Below are 1,429 nucleotides of genomic sequence, written 5' to 3' on the forward strand. Positions count from 1 at the left end.
GATTATAAAGAGAAGGGCCTTTTACCATGCCCACAAGTAAGGCAATTTGATCAAGGCTGATTTCACGAACCGAACGGCCAAAATAAAACTGGCTGGCAAGTTCAAAGCCATGAATTTGTGTATCGCCGTTTTGCCCAAGATAAATTTCGTTAAGATAGGTTTCTAAAATACGATTTTTGTCATAACGCCAGTCTAAAATAAGCGCCATAAGGGCTTCGTTCACTTTACGGGCGAGGGTGCGTTCACTGGATAAAAAAAGATTTTTCACTAATTGTTGGGTTAATGTACTCCCACCTTGTACCGTTTGCCCGGCACGAATATTGGCGATCAATGCCCGAGTAATACCAATAGGATTAATGCCGTTATGGTCATAAAAGCGGCGATCTTCCGTTAAAATGAGGGCATCAATAAGCAAACGGGGGTAATTTTGTAAAGGAATGGCAAGACGCTCTTCATTGTCGGATTCCAACATCGCAATCAATTTCGGGGCAAGACGAAATTCATCCACCGCTTGAACGCTGACCAGATCCTCAATGCGGCTTAATTTATTGTCTGTAAAACGTAAACGTAATACCCGTTGAGGTTCCGGTTTGTCAGGGAAGGGGAAGGCACGGCGTAAAATGACAATGGTGTTGTCTTCTAATTTAAAATCGCCCGGTGCGGCAACCATGGTGGTTTGGCGATATTCATTGTCCAATAGAATTTGAATGACCTCATCAAAACTGAGATCATCGGCGATTTTGACGCTTTCAATTCGGCTATAGACTTCAGCCGGCAAACGCCAAACTTGCCCATTCATTTTGGCTCGAATCTGCCAATCTAAATAGCCGCCATAAAAAATAGCCAACACAGCGGCGGTGAATCCGGCTTTGAGTAAAAACATTTTGCAGGCATGGCGCTTGCTTGGTTTTGATTCTTGGCTTTTTTCTTGTTCGTTATTTTCTGCTGTCATCGTTGGCTATGTAATAAAATCAATATAGGCGTTAAGGAAATGGATAAAATCGGTTGTGCCGCAAAAAGCGAGACTTTCCTCGTCATAATAATGGAAATCCTCTTCGAGTATTTCATCGGATTCCATCATCAGGTTATTGGCACGGATCATCACTTCATCGGCATTTAAAAAGAGCGTATATTCTGAACCAATTAAACGGGTTTCTTGATTTTCAGATAATTGTTGTGCGCTAGAAAGTGCGGTCAAATCCCCAAGGGATTTTGACCGCACTTTCTAGCGCACAACAATTATCTGAAAATCAAGAAACCCGTTTAATTGGTTCAGAATATACGCTCTTTTTAAATGCCGATGAAGTGATGATCCGTGCCAATAACCTGATGATGGAATCCGATGAAATACTCGAAGAGGATTTCCATTATTATGACGAGGAAAGTCTCGCTTTTTGCGGCACAACCGATTTTATCCATTTCCTTAACG

3 protein-coding genes are annotated in these 1,429 nt (G+C 42.0%); 1 reads left to right on the forward strand and 2 read right to left on the reverse strand.

Annotation, left to right across the window (positions count from 1 at the left end; all coding sequences use genetic code 11):
* Together BKK52_RS12675 and BKK52_RS12680 are read right to left on the reverse strand one after the other, a co-directional pair.
* On the reverse strand, positions 1–952 hold a 952-nt coding region (locus tag BKK52_RS12675; protein WP_208606171.1), incomplete at its 3' end, for a transglycosylase domain-containing protein.
* Between the two features lie 6 nt (positions 953–958).
* Positions 959–1,222 carry a YacL family protein gene (locus tag BKK52_RS12680; protein WP_077478848.1) on the reverse strand — a complete coding sequence of 88 codons (264 nt, stop codon included), beginning with the start codon at positions 1,220–1,222 and terminating at the stop codon, positions 959–961.
* Between BKK52_RS12680 and BKK52_RS12685 the strand changes: the two genes are divergently transcribed.
* Positions 1,213–1,429 (forward strand): YacL family protein (locus BKK52_RS12685; protein WP_425272089.1); only part of this gene is annotated, 217 nt, incomplete at its 3' end. The genes BKK52_RS12680 and BKK52_RS12685 overlap by 10 nt on opposite strands.

Origin of the sequence: Rodentibacter trehalosifermentans (assembly GCF_002000545.1) — a bacterium.
GTDB classification, from domain to species: Bacteria; Pseudomonadota; Gammaproteobacteria; order Enterobacterales; family Pasteurellaceae; genus Rodentibacter; species Rodentibacter trehalosifermentans.